Here is a 14,289-nt window from a genome sequence, read left to right as displayed (position 1 = left end):
GATACGCGAGATTGTCATGCGCCGTGTGCTTTGCCTGCTGTTTTTTGTTCTCGCCCTGCCGGCCAACGCCGCCGGGCTGCTGGAGAGTCGGCCAAGCGCCACGCTGGGCTCGATCAACAACAGCGCCGACTTCCTGCCGGTGCGCGAAGCCTTTCAGCTCAGTCTGGTCGAAAGCACGCCGCAATCGATAAAGCTGCGTTTCGTCGCCACCGAGGGTTACTACCTCTACCGCCATCGCTTTCAGTTTCGCGCCGACCCCGCCGATCTCGCACTCGGCACGGCGCAATTGCCCAAGGGTGAACAAAAGCACGATGAATATTTTGGCGATGTCGAGGTTTACCACGGGATCCTCGATATAGAACTGCCACGCACCGATCAACGCGCCTTTACGCTGGCCGTGACGTATCAGGGCTGTGCCGATAAAGGCCTGTGCTATCCGCCTGAAACCGAACGCCTGAGTATCGATGGCAGCAGCGGCGCGACCACGAGTTGGAGCTGGCGGGAACTGGCGCTGTTCTTCCTCGCCGGCCTGGGCCTGACGTTCACCCCTTGCGTATTGCCGATGCTGCCAATCCTGTCCGGCGTGGTGTTGCGTGGCCAGGTCGGTGGCTTGCGCGGCTTCAATCTGTCTCTCGCGTATGTGCTGCCGATGGCCGCCTGTTTCGCCCTGCTCGGTGCGTTGATGGGGCTGTTCGGCGCACAGCTCAATCTTCAGGCGAGGCTGCAATCGGCGTGGGTGCTGGTGCCGTTCGCGATGTTTTTTGCCGTGTTTGCCCTGGCGATGTTCGGCGTCTTCGAACTCAAGTTGCCGCAGGCGATCAGCAGCCGACTGGACCGCATCGCCGGTCGCACCGAAGGTGGCTCGTTATGGGGTGCGGCGGTGCTGGGCGTGGTTTCCAGTCTGCTGGTTTCGCCCTGCGTCTCGGCACCGCTGGCCGGCGCGTTGCTGTACATCAGCGCCAGCGGCGATGCGCTGGGCGGCGGGCTGAAGCTGTTCATGCTCGGCCTCGGCATGGGCGCCCCGCTATTGTTGGTGGCCACCGGCGGTGCAGCCTGGCTGCCGAAAAGCGGGCCGTGGCTGGTCTACGTGAAAAACGCGATTGGCGTTTTGTTGCTGGGGCTGGCGATCGGTCTGCTCAGTCGGGTGTTGCCGGGGCAGATCACCTTGCTGCTGATCGGCTTGCTGGCCGGTGGCGTCGGCCTGTTCATGGGTGCGCTGGAGTTCGTCTACAAACCGCCGCGAAAACGTGTCGGTCAATTGCTCGGCATGTTCCTGCTGTTTTATGCGCTGGCGTGTTGGTATGGCGCCTTCAGCGGCCAGACTGATCCGCTCAATCCCATCGGCCAGCCGCGTATCGTCAATGGCAACGGGCAGCCGCAACACACCGGCAACTGGCAAACCATCACCACCCCGGCTGAACTGGATCGCGCCCTCGCGGACGCCAGATCGTCCGGCACCCCACTGCTGCTCGACTGGTACGCCGACTGGTGCATCAGCTGCAAAGTCATCGAACACGAAGTGCTCAACGACGCGAAGGTCGTCGAACGCCTCAAGGGCTATCGGCTGATCCGCTTCGACATCACTGCGAGCAACGCCGAGCAACGTGCGCTACTCGACCGCTACAAATTGTTCGGCCCACCGGCGCTGATGTTTTTCGGCAAGGACGGTGTCGAACGCACCGAGGTGCGAGTGATCGGCGAGATCAACGCCACGGACTTCGCCGAACGTGTCGCGAAAGCAAATGACCGGATTTAATCACCCGGTCACATATTTCGCGCAAACATCGGCCATCGTGCTGGCTATTGCATAGAACTGGACAGTCACAAAGGCTTTGCGGCATAGTCGCCGGGTTCTGACAAATGCACAGCGGATAAGAAGGAACAGCAGATGGCGACCCTATTGGTTCTGCACGGCCCCAACCTGAACATGCTCGGCACCCGTGAACCGGGCACCTATGGCGCTACGACACTGGCGCAGATCAACCAGGACCTGGAACGCCGTGCTCGTGAAGCCGGCCATCATTTGCTGCACCTGCAAAGCAACGCCGAGTACGAATTGATCGACCGCATCCACGCTGCCCGCAGCGAAGGTGTGGACTTCATTCTGATCAACCCAGCAGCTTTTACGCACACAAGTGTCGCATTACGTGACGCGCTGCTGGCGGTGAGCATCCCATTCATCGAAGTGCATTTGTCTAACGTGCACAAACGCGAACCTTTCCGCCATCACTCTTACTTCTCCGACGTAGCGGTGGGAGTGATCTGCGGCCTTGGCGCCAGCGGTTATCGACTGGCCCTGGAGGCCGCACTAGAGCAGCTTGAAAGACAGGCAACGGCTTGAACAACAAGCGTTAAACGCCCCTGACCGACCCTTGGGAGTTGATGATTCATGGATATCCGTAAAGTTAAGAAACTGATCGAATTGCTGGAAGAGTCCGGCATCGACGAGCTCGAGATCAAGGAAGGCGAAGAGTCCGTACGCATCAGCCGCCATAGCAAGACCCCGGCTCAGCAGTACTACGCACCGGCTCCAATGCACGCTCCGGCTCCAGCACCTGCTGCTGCTCCGGTTGCCGCCGCTGCCGCGCCTGCCGCCCCGGCCGCCCCTGTCCTGAACGGCAGCGTTGCCCGTTCGCCGATGGTCGGCACCTTCTATCGCAAGTCTTCGCCAAGCTCGCCGTCCTTCGTTGAAGTCGGCCAGACCGTGAAGAAAGGCGACACCCTGTGCATCGTCGAAGCCATGAAGATGATGAACCACATCGAAGCTGAAACCAGCGGTGTGATCGAATCCATCCTCGTCGAAGACGGCCAGCCGGTTGAGTACGACCAACCGCTGTTCACCATCGTTTGAACCGCGGAGAAACTTTGATGACTGCGAAGTTGGAAAAAGTTCTGATCGCCAACCGCGGTGAGATCGCACTGCGGATTCTGCGTGCCTGCAAAGAGATGGGCATCAAGACCGTCGCCGTTTACTCCAAGGCTGACAAAGAGCTGATGCACCTGGGCCTGGCAGACGAATCCGTCTGCATCGGTCCGGCCTCGGCCGCCCACTCTTACCTGCACATCCCGGCTATCATCGCCGCGGCTGAAGTGACTGGCGCTACCGCCATTCACCCAGGCTACGGTTTCCTTGCGGAAAACGCTGATTTCGCTGAACAGGTCGAGAACTCCGGCTTCGCCTTCATTGGCCCGAAAGCCGACACCATTCGCCTGATGGGTGACAAGGTGTCGGCCAAGCACGCGATGATCGCTGCCGGTGTTCCAACCGTTCCGGGCTCTGACGGCCCGCTGCCGGAAGACGAAGAAACCGCTCTGCGCATCGGTCGCGAAGTCGGTTATCCGGTGATCATCAAAGCCGCTGGCGGCGGTGGTGGTCGCGGCATGCGCGTCGTGCATAAAGAAGAAGACCTGATTTCCTCGGCGAAACTGACCCGCTCCGAAGCTGGCGCGGCGTTCGGCAACCCGATGGTCTACCTGGAAAAATTCCTGACCAACCCACGTCACGTGGAAGTCCAGGTACTTTCCGACGGCCAGGGCCATGCCATCCATCTGGGCGACCGCGATTGCTCGCTGCAACGTCGTCACCAGAAGGTTCTCGAAGAGGCGCCGGCACCGGGCATCGACGAGAAAGCACGGGCTGAAGTCCTCGCACGCTGCGTCAAAGCCTGCATCGACATCAACTACCGTGGCGCGGGCACCTTCGAGTTCCTGTACGAGAACGGCGCGTTCTATTTCATCGAAATGAACACCCGCGTTCAGGTTGAGCACCCGGTTTCGGAAATGGTCACCGGCATCGACATCGTCAAGGAGATGCTCAGCATCGCCGCTGGCAACAAGCTGTCGTACACCCAGGAAGACGTCGTCATCCGCGGTCACGCACTTGAATGCCGGATCAACGCCGAAGACCCGAAAACCTTCATGCCAAGCCCAGGCACGGTCAAGCATTTCCACGCCCCAGGCGGCAACGGCGTTCGCGTCGATTCGCACCTGTACAGCGGTTATGCCGTTCCGCCGAACTACGATTCGTTGATCGGCAAGCTGATCACCTACGGCGCAACCCGTGACGAAGCGCTGGCGCGCATGCGCAATGCGCTGGACGAAATCGTTGTCGACGGGATCAAGACCAACATCCCGCTGCACCGCGATCTGGTCCGCGATGAAGGCTTCTGCAAAGGTGGGATCAACATCCACTACCTGGAACACAAGCTGGCTGGCGACAAGCACTAAGCTTTAGCCCGAACAACAAAGCCGCCTTCGGGCGGCTTTGTTGTTTCTGCAGAATGCTCCACGCAAAACCATTGTGGCGAGGGAGCTTGCTCCCGCTCGGTTGCGCAGCGACCGCAAGGACCATTCAACAGGGCGGTGCCAGACAGATCCGGTTGGGCCATTTTGGGACCGCTTCGCGCCCCAGCGGGAGCAAGCTCCCTCGCCACAAGTGATTTGTTAACCGCTGAACCCTGGCAACCCGGTCGTCTTCTGCGTCGCGCTCGCGTAAACTTGTGCGCTTCTCGCAGCCCGCTAGGCTGCAATCAATATTTTTCAAAGGTGCCCGCCATGCCTTGGCTGCAAGTCCGTCTCGCCATCAGCCCAGAACAAGCCGAAACCTACGAAGACGCTTTCCTTGAAGTGGGCGCCGTGTCGGTGACCTTCATGGACGCCGAAGATCAGCCGATCTTCGAACCGGAACTCAATACCACCCCGCTGTGGTCGCACACCCACCTGCTGGCCCTGTTCGAAGGTGGCACCGAAGCGGCCAGCGTACTGGCGCATCTGGAGCTGTTGACGGGCAGCCCGCTGCCCGAGCATCACAGCGAAGTCATCGAAGACCAGGACTGGGAACGCACCTGGATGGACGATTTCCAGCCAATGCGCTTCGGCCAGCGCCTGTGGATCGTTCCAAGCTGGCACGCTGCCCCTGAACCCGACGCCGTGAACATTCTGCTGGACCCGGGCCTCGCATTCGGCACCGGCACGCACCCGACCACCGCGCTGTGCCTGGAATGGCTCGACGGTCAGGACCTGAAAGACTGCAACGTGCTGGACTTCGGTTGCGGCTCGGGGATCCTGGCGATTGCCGCCCTGCTGCTGGGTGCCAAACAAGCCGTCGGCACCGACATCGACGTGCAGGCGCTGGAAGCCTCGCGCGACAACGCCGGGCGCAACAACATCGCCGAAGCGCTGTTCCCGCTGTATCTGCCCGAGGACCTGCCGCAAGTTCAGGCCGACGTACTGGTGGCCAACATTCTCGCCGGCCCGCTGGTGTCCCTGGCGCCGCAACTGTCCAGCCTGGTCAAGCCGGGTGGCCGCCTGGCACTGTCCGGCATTCTTGCCGAACAAGGCGAAGAGGTTGCCAACGCCTACGCCCGTGATTTCGATCTGGACCCGATCGCCAATCGCGATGGCTGGGTGCGCATCACTGGCCGTCGGCGCTAGAATGAGCGCCTGCATAATCCGGATCGCCGCATGACCGACAGCTTCGTCACTCAGTGCCCGCATTGCCAAACCAGCTTCCGCGTCAGCCATGCTCAATTGAGCGTGGCCCGTGGGGTGGTTCGTTGCGGCTCATGCCTGCAGGTGTTCAACGCCGCCAAGCAGTTGCTTGAGCAGGCAGGCAAGGACGTGATCCCCCGGGTTGCTCCGGCCATCGTCGAGACCGCCGAGCCAGAACCACGGGCCATCAGCCAGAAGCAGTGGTCTGCCGCTGAACTCGACCTGGACAGCCTGGACCTGGACGAAGAACTCGCCCGGCTCGAACAGCGGGAAATCCAGCCGACTACCGAGTTCGGACGCCACCGCGAAGACAATCTGAGTGCCCGTCGGGATACCACTGAGCCCGACGAAGAGCCTTGGTCCGACAGCCTGTTCAGCGAATCGGCTGCCGATCGCGCCGAAGCGGCCGAAGCCACGATCACGCCAGAACCGACCGTCGAGCCGAGCACACCCTCGCGCACCGAGCCCTCGCTGTCCCTGGAACCGGTGGAACTGGACGACGAGCCTCTGCCGCCGCAACTACGCCTGAACGATCCGCTCGACGCCCCGCTTCATCACGAACGCCTGTCAGCGGCCGACACCACTGACGAGTTCGACGACGACCTGCCCTCGATCGAACCCTTGCGCAAGCGTCGCGAACGCAGCGAGCCGGCGATGCGTGCCGAGGTTCTGCAAGACCTGACCGACGACCCGCTGCAACTCGATTGGCAGAAACGCCGATCCCCCTGGGGTCGACGGCTTCTCTGGTTGCTGCTGATTCTGCTCGGTGCCGGCGCGCTCGTCGGCCAGTACATCGCCTACCACTTCGATGAACTGGCGCGCCAGGATCAGTACCGTCCGTGGTTCCAGCAGTTGTGCCCGCAAATCGGCTGCACCGTGCCGTCGAAAGTCGACATCGCGAAAATCAAGAGCAGCAACCTGGTGGTGCGCAGCCATCCGGAATTCAATGGCGCACTGGTGGTCGACGCGATCATCTACAACCGCGCGCCGTTCTCCCAGCCGTTCCCGCTGCTGGAATTGCGTTTTGCCGACCTCAACGGCCATCTGATCGCCAGCCGTCGCTTCAAGCCCGGCGAGTACCTCAACGGCGATCTCGAAGGCATGGCGGAAATGCCGCCGCAAACGCCGATCCACATTGCCCTGGATATCCTCGACCCAGGCGCCAAAGCCGTGAACTACAGCCTGAGCTTCCACTCGCCCGAGTGAAACGGTTCAGTGCTACGGGTTTGACGGCACATTTCTGACAGCGACCGCTCAAACCAAACTGCTGGCGATAACAGAATAACTGTTCAGATTTTGTTCAATTCAGCCTTTATCCAGTCATCGAGAGCGGGTATCATGCCAACCCTTTTTCGAACTCTCATGATCCGGCCCCACAACTGGAAAGTCCTATGTCGGCGGTACGCATCGGTCCATACACATTGCACAACGGCTTGATTCTCGCCCCCATGGCGGGTGTCACCGACCAACCCTTTCGTCAGCTGTGCAAGCGACTGGGCGCAGGACTTGTAGTCTCGGAAATGGTCACCAGCGACATGAGTTTGTGGAACACCCGCAAATCGCGCATGCGCATGATCCACGAAGGCGATCCCGAGCCACGCTCGGTACAGATCGCCGGTGGCGATGCGCAGATGCTGGCGGATGCGGCCCGGGCCAATGTCGAACTGGGCGCACAGATTATTGATATCAACATGGGGTGTCCGGCGAAGAAGGTCTGCAACAAGGCCGCCGGTTCTGCGCTGTTGAAGGATGAGGCACTGGTAACCGAGATCCTGCAGGCCGTGGTGGCTGCAGTTGATGTGCCGGTTACCCTGAAGATCCGCACCGGCTGGGACCGGGACAACAAGAACGGTCTGACGGTGGCGAAGATCGCCGAGCAGGCAGGTATCACGGCGCTGGCGGTTCATGGCCGCACCCGTGCCGATCTGTACACCGGAGAAGCCGAGTACGACACCATTGCCGCGATCAAGCAGGCGGTGTCGATTCCGGTCTTCGCCAATGGCGACATCGATTCGCCGGAGAAGGCCCGATACGTGCTCGACGCGACCGGTGCCGATGGATTGCTGGTTGGACGGGCTGCCCAGGGGCGGCCATGGATTTTTCGCGAGATCGACCATTTCCTGCGTACCGGCGAGAAACTCCCGGCGCTGGAACTGATCGAGGTGGAACGCATTCTGCTAGAGCATCTGGCTGCGCTGCACGTCTTCTATGGAGATGTCATGGGCGTACGCATTGCTCGAAAGCATGTGGGCTGGTATCTCGCAACCCTGCCGGGCGCCAGGGAGTTCCGCGCCCACTTCAATCGTTTGGAAGATACGGAAGCACAATGCGCCAACGTTCAGGGCTTCTTCGCCGAACGTTACAAGAGCCTGACAGGGGACGGAGAAGAGGTGGCCGCATGACGATGATGACCGAGACTTTAGTGAGTGGAACAACACCCGTGAGCGACAACGTGAATTTGAAACAGCACCTCAACACGCCGAGCGAAGAAGGTCAGACCCTTCGCGGGAGTGTCGAGAAGGCGCTGCACAATTATTTCGCCCACCTTGAGGGCGCTGCCGTCACGGATGTGTACAACCTGGTGCTCTCCGAAGTCGAGGCGCCCCTGCTCGAGTGCGTGATGAACTACGTCAAGGGCAACCAGACCAAGGCCAGCGAGCTGCTCGGACTGAACCGAGGCACCCTGCGCAAGAAACTCAAGCAGTACGATTTGCTGTAAGCATTCAATCAAACCAGAAAGGCGCCCGCGTAAAAACGGTCGCCTTTTTTGCTGACTCCTTTGCTTTTGATGGAAATTGAAATGACCGACCAGACTACCCGCCTGCCGATCCGCCGCGCCTTGATCAGCGTTTCCGACAAGACCGGGATCCTCGAATTCGCCAAAGAGCTTGAAGCCCTGGGCGTCGAGATCCTTTCCACCGGCGGAACGTTCAAGCTGCTGCGCGACAACGGTGTTGCCGCAGTGGAAGTCGCGGACTACACCGGTTTCGCAGAAATGATGGACGGTCGGGTGAAAACCCTGCACCCGAAAATCCACGGCGGGATCCTCGGTCGTCGCGGTATCGACGACGCGATCATGAACGAGCACGGCATCAAGCCGATCGATCTGGTTGCAGTCAACCTGTACCCGTTCGAAGCCACCATCAACAAGCCAGGCTGCGACCTGCCGACCGCCATCGAAAACATCGACATCGGCGGCCCGACCATGGTCCGCTCCGCTGCGAAAAACCATAAAGACGTGGCCATCGTGGTGAATGCCAGCGACTACGCCAGCGTCCTCGAAGGCCTCAAGGCCGGCGGCCTGACCTACGCTCAGCGTTTCGACCTGATGCTCAAGGCCTTCGAACACACCGCCGCCTATGACGGCATGATCGCCAACTACATGGGCACCGTGAACCAGGCCGCTGAAACCCTCTCGACCTCCGGTCGCAGCGAGTTCCCGCGCACCTTTAACAGCCAGTTCATCAAGGCTCAGGAAATGCGCTACGGCGAGAACCCGCACCAGAGCGCGGCGTTCTATGTGGAAGCCAAGCCTGCCGAAGTCGGCATCGCCACCGCGACCCAACTGCAAGGCAAGGAGCTGTCGTACAACAACGTGGCCGACACCGACGCCGCGCTGGAATGCGTGAAGAGCTTCGTCAAGCCGGCCTGCGTGATCGTCAAGCACGCCAACCCGTGCGGCGTTGCCGTGAGCCCCGACGCCGAGGGCGGCATTCGCCAGGCCTACGAACTGGCCTACGCCACCGACACCGAATCCGCCTTCGGCGGCATCATTGCCTTCAACCGTGAACTGGATGCCGAGACCGCCAAGGCCATCGTCGAGCGTCAGTTCGTCGAAGTGATCATTGCCCCAAGCGTCAGCGAAGAAGCCCGCGCCATCGTCGCGGCAAAAGCCAACGTGCGCCTGCTGGCCTGCGGCGAGTGGTCGGCTGACCGTGCCGCTGCGTGGGACTACAAACGCGTCAACGGTGGCCTGCTGGTGCAGAGCCGCGACATCGGCATGATCGGCGCCGATGACCTGAAAGTCGTGACCAAGCGCGCACCGACCGAACAGGAAATCCACGACCTGATCTTCGCCTGGAAAGTCGCCAAGTACGTCAAGTCCAACGCCATCGTCTACGCCAAGAATCGTCAGACCATCGGTGTCGGCGCTGGCCAGATGAGCCGCGTCAACTCTGCGCGTATCGCTGCGATCAAGGCTGAACATGCCGGTTTGCAGGTCGCCGGCTCGGTCATGGCCTCCGATGCATTCTTCCCGTTCCGCGACGGTCTGGACAATGCGGCGAAGGCCGGCGTTACCGCAGTAATCCAGCCGGGCGGCTCGATGCGTGATGCAGAAGTGATTGCAGCGGCTGATGAAGCTGGCATCGCCATGGTATTCACCGGCATGCGCCACTTCCGTCACTAAGTACACGATCCACTGTGGGAGCTGGCCTGCCAGCGATAGCATCCCCTCGGTTTAGCCGATAAACCGAGTTGTCTGCATCGCCGGCAGGCCGGCTCCCACAGAAAAGCGCCCCTGCGGCGCTCAACAGAATTAGCGTCATCCGAGGTTTTTCGAAATGAATGTTTTGATCATTGGCAGCGGTGGCCGTGAACACGCCCTGGCCTGGAAAGTGGCTCAGGATCCGCGCGTGCAGAAGGTTTTCGTAGCGCCCGGCAATGCTGGCACCGCCATTGAAGCCAAGTGCGAAAACGTCGCTATCGACGTGCTGGCCCTCGAACAGTTGGCCGACTTCGCCGAGAAGAACGTTTCCCTGACCATCGTCGGTCCGGAAGTGCCACTGGTGGCTGGCGTCGTAGATCTGTTCCGCTCCCGCGGTCTGGACTGCTTCGGTCCGACGGCGGGCGCTGCCCAGCTGGAAGGCTCGAAAGCGTTCACCAAGGATTTCCTCGCGCGTCACAAGATCCCGACCGCCGACTACCAGAATTTCACCGAGATCGAGCCAGCCCTGGCTTATCTGCGTGAAAAAGGCGCACCGATCGTGATCAAGGCCGACGGCCTGGCCGCCGGTAAAGGCGTGATCGTTGCCATGACGCTGGCCGAAGCCGAAGACGCCGTGCGCGACATGCTCGCCGGCAACGCGTTCGGCGACGCCGGCTCGCGCGTGGTCATCGAAGAGTTCCTGGACGGCGAAGAAGCCAGCTTCATCGTCATGGTCGACGGCAAGAACGTATTGCCGATGGCCACCAGCCAGGACCACAAACGTGTTGGCGACGGCGATACCGGTCCGAACACCGGCGGCATGGGCGCTTACTCCCCGGCACCGGTTGTGACCAGCGAAGTGCACAAGCGCGTCATGGACCTGGTGATCTGGCCAACCGTGCGCGGCATGGCCGAAGAAGGCAACGTTTACACCGGTTTCCTCTATGCTGGCTTGATGATCGACAAGGCTGGTAACCCAAAAGTCATCGAATTCAACTGCCGCTTCGGCGACCCTGAGACCCAACCGGTTATGCTGCGTTTGCAGTCGAGCCTGGTGTTGCTGGTCGAGGCCGCCCTGGCACAAGCTCTGGACAAGGTGGAAGCCCAGTGGGATCCACGTCCGAGCGTCGGCATCGTGCTGGCGGCAGGCGGCTATCCTGGCGACTACGCTAAAGGCGTGGCCATCAACGGTCTGGATGCAGCCGCCGCGCTGGAAGGCAAAGTCTTCCACGCCGGTACGGCACTGAAAGACGGTCAAGTGGTGACGGCCGGTGGTCGTGTGCTTTGCGCTACCGCCATGGGCGCCAGCGTTGATGCTGCTCAGCAGCAGGCTTACAGGCTGGCGGCGAAGATTGACTGGGAAGGCTGTTTCTATCGCAAGGACATTGGCTACCGCGCCATTGCCCGCGAGCGTGGCGAAAATCAGGAATAATCGATCCATTCGGTCGGGCAAGGGTTTCAACCCCTTGCCGGACTATTCCGGCGCCGCGCATAGTTATATTCTGGCATCAACCTACGAAGGGATTTCGCCGTGCGCTGGCTCAGGATTGCCATAGGTTTCACTGTCACCGTGCTGACTTTGCTCTGCATGCTCCCGGCCCAGGCCGCGCAAGGCAGTGGTTGGGCGGTATTGCTCGACGAACAGGGCGACCTGCAGCTGAGCGACATCCGTTCCGCTCGCTACACCAACCAATTCAGCCCCACCGAACTCGAACGCCTCACCGCGGCGGAGCCCGGCGGTGCGCTCTGGCTGCGTTTCAGGCTCTCACCGGGCAAGCACGAGCAATTACTGCGGGTGTTTGCGCCCGACCTGTCGCACCTCAATCTGTATGTGCTGGACGGCGACAAGCTGATTGATCAGCTCAACACCGGCACCGAACAGCCCCAGGTTGAACGGCCATTACCCAACAGCGACTTCATGTTGCCGTTGCCGCAAAGCGACAAACCCCTCGATGTTTACCTGCGCCTGGTTTCCGAACACCAGATGCGGCCCTACATCACCCTGCAATCAGCCATCATGACCGCGGCCAATCAGAGTCAGACGTTGATCTACGGCCTGCTGTTCGGCTGCATCGGCATGCTGGTCCTGCACAACCTGATTCGATATGCCTACACCCGATCGCGCAGTAGCCTGTGGCTGGCAGGTTGTGAAGCATTGTTGATGCTCAGCCTCGGGCTGCTGCTGAACCTCGCGGGACCGTGGTTACCGGACTGGCACGCGGTGCAGACACCGGGTGCCTACCTCGCCTTGCTGCTCACCGCACCGTGCGGGCTGATGCTTGCCTACCGCTTCTTTGCTCCGCTCGGCCCGCATCCGCTGAACAAACTGCTGCTCGGCGAAATCCTGCTCATCACCGTCTGCGGCCTGCTGTTGCTGTTCGTCAATACGCTGCCGCTGAACATCATCACCTATACGCTGGTCGCTCTGGCGGGCCTGACGATGTTGTTCGTCAGCGCCTGGCACTGGCAAAAAGGCTATCGCCCGGCGCGGCTGTTCGTGGCAGCCATGGTGGTGTTCAACGCGGGAACGCTGATCATCCTGCCGGCCCTGCTGGGGTTGACGCTGATTGAACCGCAGGGCCTGATCATCGCCCTCCTGGTGTTCATCTGCATCAGCGGTCTGTTGATGAGTATTGCCCTGAGTGAACGCCAGCGCAGCATCACCGAGGACCGTTTCAGCATCAGCCGCGACCTCGCCGCCAGCAACGCCGAAATCAATGCCAAGGCCGAATTCCTGGCGAAGATCAGCCACGAAATCCGCACCCCGATGAATGGCGTGCTGGGCATGACCGAACTGTTGCTGGGCACACCGCTGTCGGTCAAGCAGCGCGACTACGTGCAAACCATCCACAGCGCCGGCAACGAACTGCTGACCCTGATCAACGAGATTCTCGACATCTCCAAACTCGAATCCGGACAGATCGAGCTGGACGATGTGCAGTTCGATCTCAATGCGCTGATCGAAGATTGCCTGAGCATCTTCCGCGCCAAGGCCGAACAGCAGAACGTCGAACTGATCAGCTTTATCCAGCCGCAAGTGCCGCGGGTCATCAGCGGTGACCCGACGCGCCTGCGCCAGACCTTGCTGAGCCTGCTGGAAAACGCCCTGAAGAAAACCGACGAAGGCGAGATCCTGATCGTCGTCGCCCTCGACGAGCGCAGCGCCAGGCCGCGCCTGCGCATTGCCGTGCAGGACAGCGGCGAGCCGATGGACGCCGAAGAACGCGACGCGCTGATGCACGCCGAACTGCACAGCAAGAACTTCCTCTCCGCCACCCGACTGGGCGGCAACCTCGGGCTGGTGATTGCCCGCCAGCTGATCCGTTTGATGCAAGGCGAATTCGGCATCAAGAGCGGCGCCAACCAGGGCAGCACCTTGTGGCTGACCTTGCCCCTGGACCCTGACCGCCTCGAACACCCGACCTCCGACCTCGATGGCCCGCTGCAGGGTGCTCGGGTGCTGGTGGTGGACGACAACGACACCTGCCGCAAAGTATTGGTGCAACAGTGCAGCGCCTGGGGATTGAATGTCAGCGCTGTCCCGTCCGGCAAGGAGGCGCTGGCGCTGCTGCGGACCAAGGCGCACCTGCGCGATTACTTCGACGTGGTCCTGCTCGACCAGAACATGCCCGGCATGACCGGCATGCAACTGGCGGCCAAGATCAAGGAAGACCCGAGCCTCAACCACGACATCCTGCTGATCATGCTCACAGGCATCAGCAATGCGCCGAGCAAGATCATCGCGCGCAACTCCGGGATCAAGCGCATCCTCGCCAAACCGGTGGCCGGCTACACCCTCAAGACCACGCTGGCGGATGAACTGAACCAGCGCAACAAGGGCCTCGCCGTTTCGCCGCACCTGCCCACGGGCCCGACCCTGCCGGTCAAGGTGCCCAGCGACTTCCGCATTCTGGTTGCCGAAGACAACAGCATTTCGACCAAAGTCATTCGCGGCATGCTGGGCAAACTCAACCTGCAACCGGACACCGCCAGCAATGGCGAAGAAGCCTTGCAGGCCATGAAGGCCCAGCGTTACGACCTGGTACTGATGGATTGCGAAATGCCGATCCTCGATGGTTTCTCGGCCACCCAGCAATTGCGCGCCTGGGAAGTCGGCAACCAGCGGGTTCGCACCCCTGTCGTGGCGTTGACCGCGCATATCCTCGCCGAACACAAAGAGCGTGCGCGTCAGGCCGGCATGGACGGGCACATGGCCAAGCCGGTCGAGCTGTCGCAGTTGCGCGAACTGATCGAGCATTGGGTAGCCCAGCGCGATCAGCAGAACCGGGCAACGGCTCAAACGTCCTGAGCCGACAGACCCGATCACGCCTGATAGACTCCCCCACGACTTCCCTCGCCAGTGAGCTTGTCCC

General features: G+C 61.1%; 11 protein-coding genes. All 11 read left to right on the top strand.

All coding sequences use genetic code 11. The annotated features are described in order from the left end of the window. Positions 1-16: 16 nt before the first annotated feature. On the top strand, positions 17-1,756 hold the full coding sequence (locus tag B723_RS08615) for a protein-disulfide reductase DsbD (protein ID WP_017336344.1): 1,740 nt from the start codon (positions 17-19) through the stop codon (positions 1,754-1,756). 132 nt (positions 1,757-1,888) lie between these two features. Further along, the gene (gene aroQ / locus B723_RS08610; protein ID WP_017336343.1) at positions 1,889-2,341 is read left to right on the top strand and encodes a type II 3-dehydroquinate dehydratase; all 453 of its coding nucleotides are present in this window, start codon (positions 1,889-1,891) and stop codon (positions 2,339-2,341) included. Positions 2,342-2,389: 48 nt separating this feature from the next. Further along, the gene (accB, locus tag B723_RS08605; RefSeq protein ID WP_017336342.1) at positions 2,390-2,851 is read left to right on the top strand and encodes an acetyl-CoA carboxylase biotin carboxyl carrier protein; all 462 of its coding nucleotides are present in this window, start codon (positions 2,390-2,392) and stop codon (positions 2,849-2,851) included. Between the two features lie 17 nt (positions 2,852-2,868). Next, positions 2,869-4,227: an acetyl-CoA carboxylase biotin carboxylase subunit gene (accC, locus tag B723_RS08600; RefSeq protein ID WP_017336341.1), complete on the top strand. Its 1,359-nt coding sequence runs from the start codon at positions 2,869-2,871 to the stop codon at positions 4,225-4,227. Positions 4,228-4,554: 327 nt separating this feature from the next. Continuing rightward, positions 4,555-5,433, top strand: a complete 879-nt coding sequence (gene prmA, locus B723_RS08595; protein ID WP_017336340.1) for a 50S ribosomal protein L11 methyltransferase — start codon at positions 4,555-4,557, stop codon at positions 5,431-5,433. Positions 5,434-5,463: 30 nt separating this feature from the next. Beyond that, complete coding sequence (locus B723_RS08590) at positions 5,464-6,696, top strand: DUF3426 domain-containing protein (RefSeq protein ID WP_017336339.1); 1,233 nt, start codon at positions 5,464-5,466, stop codon at positions 6,694-6,696. Between the two features lie 185 nt (positions 6,697-6,881). Next, entirely contained in the window at positions 6,882-7,892 is a 1,011-nt protein-coding gene (gene dusB, locus B723_RS08585; protein WP_017336338.1) for a tRNA dihydrouridine synthase DusB, read from the top strand. Next, positions 7,889-8,209, top strand: a complete 321-nt coding sequence (fis, locus tag B723_RS08580) for a DNA-binding transcriptional regulator Fis (RefSeq protein WP_007907419.1) — start codon at positions 7,889-7,891, stop codon at positions 8,207-8,209. Before dusB ends, fis begins: the two co-directional genes overlap by 4 nt. A gap of 81 nt (positions 8,210-8,290) precedes the next feature. Continuing rightward, positions 8,291-9,898 (top strand): bifunctional phosphoribosylaminoimidazolecarboxamide formyltransferase/IMP cyclohydrolase, encoded by a 1,608-nt coding sequence (gene purH, locus B723_RS08575; protein ID WP_017336337.1) that lies wholly within the window; start codon positions 8,291-8,293, stop codon positions 9,896-9,898. Positions 9,899-10,052: 154 nt separating this feature from the next. Beyond that, on the top strand, positions 10,053-11,348 hold the full coding sequence (purD, locus tag B723_RS08570; protein ID WP_017336336.1) for a phosphoribosylamine--glycine ligase: 1,296 nt from the start codon (positions 10,053-10,055) through the stop codon (positions 11,346-11,348). Positions 11,349-11,447: 99 nt separating this feature from the next. Further along, complete coding sequence (locus B723_RS08565; RefSeq protein WP_017336335.1) at positions 11,448-14,225, top strand: hybrid sensor histidine kinase/response regulator; 2,778 nt, start codon at positions 11,448-11,450, stop codon at positions 14,223-14,225. The last annotated feature ends 64 nt before the right edge of the window (positions 14,226-14,289 follow it).

This window comes from Pseudomonas fluorescens NCIMB 11764 (genome assembly GCF_000293885.2).
Taxonomy (GTDB): domain Bacteria; phylum Pseudomonadota; class Gammaproteobacteria; order Pseudomonadales; family Pseudomonadaceae; genus Aquipseudomonas; species Aquipseudomonas fluorescens_B.
This window is presented reverse-complemented; position numbering and strand designations above follow the sequence as displayed.

What these genes read in the sequence shown, in the direction of transcription:
- prmA (WP_017336340.1), top strand. Translation starts at nt 4,555, where the DNA reads ATGCCTTGGCTGCAAGTCCGTCTCGCCATCAGCCCAGAACAAGCCGAA.
- fis (WP_007907419.1), top strand. Translation starts at nt 7,889, where the DNA reads ATGACGATGATGACCGAGACTTTAGTGAGTGGAACAACACCCGTGAGC.
- accC (WP_017336341.1), top strand. Translation starts at nt 2,869, where the DNA reads ATGACTGCGAAGTTGGAAAAAGTTCTGATCGCCAACCGCGGTGAGATC.
- purH (WP_017336337.1), top strand. Translation starts at nt 8,291, where the DNA reads ATGACCGACCAGACTACCCGCCTGCCGATCCGCCGCGCCTTGATCAGC.
- B723_RS08590 (WP_017336339.1), top strand. Translation starts at nt 5,464, where the DNA reads ATGACCGACAGCTTCGTCACTCAGTGCCCGCATTGCCAAACCAGCTTC.
- purD (WP_017336336.1), top strand. Translation starts at nt 10,053, where the DNA reads ATGAATGTTTTGATCATTGGCAGCGGTGGCCGTGAACACGCCCTGGCC.
- dusB (WP_017336338.1), top strand. Translation starts at nt 6,882, where the DNA reads ATGTCGGCGGTACGCATCGGTCCATACACATTGCACAACGGCTTGATT.
- aroQ (WP_017336343.1), top strand. Translation starts at nt 1,889, where the DNA reads ATGGCGACCCTATTGGTTCTGCACGGCCCCAACCTGAACATGCTCGGC.
- B723_RS08615 (WP_017336344.1), top strand. Translation starts at nt 17, where the DNA reads ATGCGCCGTGTGCTTTGCCTGCTGTTTTTTGTTCTCGCCCTGCCGGCC.
- accB (WP_017336342.1), top strand. Translation starts at nt 2,390, where the DNA reads ATGGATATCCGTAAAGTTAAGAAACTGATCGAATTGCTGGAAGAGTCC.